At 73.1% G+C, this 4,143-nt stretch carries 4 protein-coding genes; all 4 read left to right on the top strand.

All coding sequences use genetic code 11. The features are described 5' to 3' along the window. Positions 1–955 (top strand): FAD-dependent oxidoreductase (locus tag VGZ32_RS12900; protein WP_326886215.1); only part of this gene is annotated, 955 nt, incomplete at its 5' end. Further along, entirely contained in the window at positions 952–1,671 is a 720-nt protein-coding gene (locus tag VGZ32_RS12905; RefSeq protein ID WP_326886216.1) for an ABC transporter ATP-binding protein, read from the top strand. The genes VGZ32_RS12900 and VGZ32_RS12905, both read left to right, overlap by 4 nt. Beyond that, a complete protein-coding gene (locus tag VGZ32_RS12910) occupies positions 1,668–3,875 on the top strand; it encodes an ABC transporter permease (RefSeq protein ID WP_326886217.1) in 2,208 nt (735 codons plus the stop codon). The genes VGZ32_RS12905 and VGZ32_RS12910 overlap by 4 nt, the downstream gene beginning before the upstream one ends. Further along, the coding region (locus tag VGZ32_RS12915; protein WP_326886218.1) for an MMPL family transporter at positions 3,868–4,143 on the top strand (276 nt) is incomplete at its 3' end. The genes VGZ32_RS12910 and VGZ32_RS12915, both read left to right, overlap by 8 nt.

Raw genomic sequence — 4,143 nt, forward strand, 5'->3', positions numbered from 1 at the left:
CTATGACCTGATCCTGGTTGATTCCGGAGAGGCAGAGGTCGTCCGGGCCGCAACCGCGCGGGCGGCCGAGGCCGTCGTCGCCCGTGTCGGCGCGGGCCAGTTCGACGGAGAGCTGGGCCTGCTCACCGGGCAGGTGACATATCTGAGCGGCCGGGTGTCCCAGCCAGGACAAGTCCACCGGATCTCGCCTGTCTGTTTCCGGCAGCTGATGGATGAGGATCCGGACCTGTCTGACGTGATCTTGAGGGCCCTGATGGCCCGCCGCCGGTACCTGCGTGGGGGTGAGGCGGCCCGGAGCATCGAAATCCTGGGCAGCGAGATGTCAGCCGGGGCGCTCGCATTGCGCACCTACGCCGCCCGGCAGCAGCTGCCCCATACGTGGGTCGAGATCGACACTCCGGCCGGCGCGGCGCTCGCCCGCGCCGTTGCCGCTGCCGGCGGTGATCTTCCGGTGGTGATCACCCCGAGAGCGGTGCTGCGACACGCCACACCCGCCCTGCTAACCGGGCAGCTGGGCTTGTCCTACCAACCCGTCGCGGGGCCGCTCCTGGATCTGGTCATCATCGGCGCTGGCCCGGCTGGACTGGCTGCCGCGGTCTACGACGCGTCGGAGGGCCTCAAAACACTCCTGCTTGATGCCGCCGCCGCTGGCGGGCAGGCTGCGGCCAGCTCGCGGATCGAGAACTACCTCGGGTTCACCTCCGGCATCAGCGGCGCTGAGCTAACCGGCCGCGCCGCCGTGCAGGCACAGAAATTCGGCGCCCGCATCGCCAGCCCCAGCCAAGCTGCCCGGCTGGACACCACCCACGAGCGTCTGACCGCGCTCAAGCACGAGGGCGGCACGCTCGACACCTACCTGGCCAACTACGGCCTGTTCCACCTGGAAGCCGACCTGCGGTGGATCGATATGACCGCCGCCCGGCTCGACGCGCTCGCGAGAGAGGTGCGGAAATGACCAGAGACAGCGTGCTTGAGGCGCGGTACGTGGTCAAGTCGTTCGGCGCGACCCCGGCGCTGCGCGGTGCCAGCGTGACCGTCGGCCGCGGAGAGATCCTCGCGATCATGGGACCGAGCGGGTCCGGCAAGTCCACGCTGCTGCACTGCCTCGCCGGGATCCTCGTCCCCGACTCCGGCCAGGTCGTCTTCGACGGTACGAGGATCGACACCATGCCGGAGAACCGGCGCAGCGCGCTGCGCCGGGACAAGTTCGGGTTCGTGTTCCAGTTCGGCCAGCTCGTCCCCGAGCTGACCGCCGAGGAGAACGTCGCGCTCCCGCTGCTGCTGGCCGGCGCCCGCCGGCGCGAGGCGCTGCGGCGTGCCCGCGAGTGGTTCGGCCGGCTCGGCATCGACGGCCTTGAGGGGCACCGGTCCGCGGAGATGTCTGGCGGGCAGGCCCAGCGGGTGGCGCTCGCCCGCGGCCTGGTCGCCGGGCCCGAGATCCTCTTCGCCGACGAGCCCACCGGCTCGCTGGACTCCCTCGCCGGCGAGCGGGTGATGCACCTGCTGACGGCCGCCGCCCGGGACCAGGGCACCACCGTAGTGCTCGTCACCCACGACCCGCGCGTGGCCGCCTACGCCGACCGCGAGATCATCGTCCACGACGGCACAGTCACCACCACGCCTTCAGCCCCCGCGGCACCCGTCGGGCTCGCCCTCAGGGAGAACCGATGATCCGGCTCGCGTTCCGGCTGACCGTCAGCGGCGGCCGGGAGGCCGTCACCCGGCTCGTGATTACCGCCGTGGCGGTCGCGGTCGGCGTCGGCCTGCTGCTCGCCGCGCTGGCCGCGAGCAACGCCCTCAACGCGCAGAGCCTGCGCAGAGGCTGGCTCGACAACACCGGCAGCCCACGACACTCGGCACCCGCCGCGCCCGGCGCCTATCCCGAGTGGTGGCTCCGCTCCCAGGACCAGTACGGCGGCCAGGGGATCGACCGGGTCGACGTGGCCGCGCTCGGCCCGCACTCCCCCGTGCCGCCCGGCATCCCGGCGCTGCCCGGCCCCGGCCAGTACTACGCCTCGCCCGCGCTGGCCGCGCTGCTCCGCTCCGTGCCCGCCGGGCAGCTCGGCGACCGGTATCCCGGCCACCAGATCGGCACGATCGGCCCGGCGGCGCTCCAGTCGCCCGGCTCGCTGGTCATCGTCATCGGCCACGCCCCGGCACAGCTCGCCCGCGTCCCCGGCGCCACGCGGGTCACGAGCATCGGCGCCGGCCGCAGCATCGGCGAAAGCACGGAGGGGATCGCCGCCGCGCTCGGCATCGTGGCGCTCGCCCTGCTGTTCCCGGTGCTCGTGTTCATCAGCACCGCCACCCGGCTCGCCGCGTCCCGCCGCGAGCAGCGGTTCGCCGCCATGCGGCTGGCCGGCGCGACGCCCCGCCAGGTATCGCTCGTCGCCGCCGTCGAGGCCGCCACCGCGGCGATCACCGGAACCGCGGCGGGCTTCGGGCTGTTCTTCCTGTTCCGGGCCGAACTGGCCAAGATCCCCTTCACCGGGCAGCCGTCCTTCCCCGCCGATATGTCGCTCAGTCCCGTCACCGCCATCGTCGTCGCGCTCGGCATCCCGGCCGCGGCCGCCGTGGTCGCGCACCTCGCCCTGCGCCGGGTGCGGATCTCCCCGCTCGGCACCGCGCAGAGGACGCGCGCGCCCCGGCCGGGCGCGTGGCGGGCGATCCCGCTGCTCGCCGGGATCGGGGACCTGGCCTACTTCACCGCGGCCGGGCACCCCGCGTCAGCGACCGGCCAGCTGTGGGCCTACCTCGGCGGCGGCGCCCTGACCGTCGCCGGCCTGGTCCTCGCCGGGCCGTGGCTGACCATGGCCGGCTCCGCGCTCCTCGCGCGGCGAGCTAGCAGGCCCGCCGGACTGCTCGCCGCCCGGCGGCTCGCCGACAACCCGAAGGCCGCGTTCCGCGCGATCAGCGGCCTGATCCTCGCCGTGTTCACCGCCACCGTCGCGGTCGGCATCATCACCTCCATGACCGACAACCACGCCTTCCAGACCGGCGGCGCGGCCGGCAAGAACATCCTGATCACCGGCCTCACCGGCCCGCAGCAGGTGACCAGGCCGAACACGCCCCTGTCCGGGGTCACCGTTCCCCAGGCACTGACCGGACGGCTGCGCGACGTGCCAGGAGTGAGCACGGTACTGGTAAGTCACCTCGATCCGTTCGGGACGGCGAATGACAGCCTGGTCGACTGCGGTCAGCTCGCCCGCCTGCCCGCGCTCGGCACCTGCGCCCCAGGCGCCTCCGTCGCCGCGATCAACCTGCAGCCGAGCGGTTCGACGCCCGGGGCGCACCGCTTGCGGGTCTGGCCCGCCGTGGACGTGCCGGCTAGCCGCCTCGACAGCCTCCCCGCGTCGGGCATCATCGTCGGCACCGACGGGTCCACGGCCGCGATCGAGACGGCGCGGACGATGTTCGAGACCGCCTTCCCGCTCCAGGCCTCCCCGGCCACGGTCTACGAGACGCAAGGCGAGCAGCTCCTATCCGCCTGGCAGCAGCTCGCGGACGTGGTGATCCTCGCCAGCCTGCCGATCGCCGGGTGCAGCCTGGCCGTCGGCGTGGTCGCCGGGCTGGCCGACCGCAGGCGGCCGTTCAGCCTGCTGCGGCTCGCCGGGACCCCCGTCGGGCTGCTGCGCCGGGTGGTCGCGCTGGAGTCCGCTGTGCCGCTGCTGGCGGTAGCCATCGTCTCGGCGGGCCTGGGCCTGCTGGTCGCCGAGCTGTTCCTGAACTCCCAGCTCGGGCTGAACCTGCGGTCGCCGGGACCGGCCTACTACGGCTTCATCGCGGGCGGAGTGCTGCTGTCGCTGGGGATCATCGCCGCGACGTTCCCGCTGCTGGCCCGGATCACCGGCCCGGAAGCGGCCCGGGGTGAATAACCGGGGGATTGCCGCACTCATTCACCGCTACCCCGGCGCGATCACGGGAGCCACCGCTAGCCGCGCCGTGCTGTTCAGCGGGAGCACGTTCGTGGTCGCCCTGCTCGGCATGTTCCTGGTACCGGTGACCGTCCTTCGCAGCCTGGCGGCCGGCGCGGTGATCGTCGGCGTGGTATCGGTCGCCGCCGCGCTGACCCTGCTGCCGGCGATGCTCAGCCTGATCGGTGATCGGGTCAACGCGCTGCCCCTGCCCGTCGTGGGCAAGAAC

It is taken from the genome of Actinocrinis sp. (genome assembly GCF_035938995.1).
Lineage (GTDB): Bacteria > Actinomycetota > Actinomycetes > Streptomycetales > Catenulisporaceae > DASZGI01.